Here is a 338-nt window from a genome sequence, read left to right on the forward strand (position 1 = left end):
GTCGCGGCGCAGGGCGGCGACGGCGACCGTGTCGGGGCCGCTCTCGCGGGCGATCAGCGCGGTCAGGACGCCGTCGGGGCCGAGTTCGAGGACCCGGTCCGCGTCGAGGGCGGTGACGGCGTCGGCGAAGCGGACCGGGCGCCGGACCTGGTCGACCCAGTACTCCGGGTCCGACCACTGACCGGGCGTCACGGCCTCGCCCGTCACCGTCGAGACGGCGGGAAGTACCGGGTCGTGGAAGGCCAGACCGCTCACCACGGCCCGGAACTCCGCCAGCATCGGCTCCATCAGCCGGGAGTGGAACGCGTGACTCGTCCGCAGCCGGGACGTCTTCCAAC

General features: G+C 74.0%; 1 protein-coding gene. It reads right to left on the reverse strand.

Annotation, left to right across the window (positions count from 1 at the left end; translation table 11 throughout):
- A partial coding sequence (locus PUR61_RS26260; protein WP_329881876.1) for a hypothetical protein occupies positions 1-288 on the reverse strand: 288 nt, incomplete at its 3' end.
- Positions 289-338: the final 50 nt, after the last annotated feature.

The sequence above is a fragment of the Streptomyces sp. BE20 genome (assembly GCF_036322525.1).
Taxonomy (GTDB): Bacteria; Actinomycetota; Actinomycetes; order Streptomycetales; family Streptomycetaceae; genus Kitasatospora.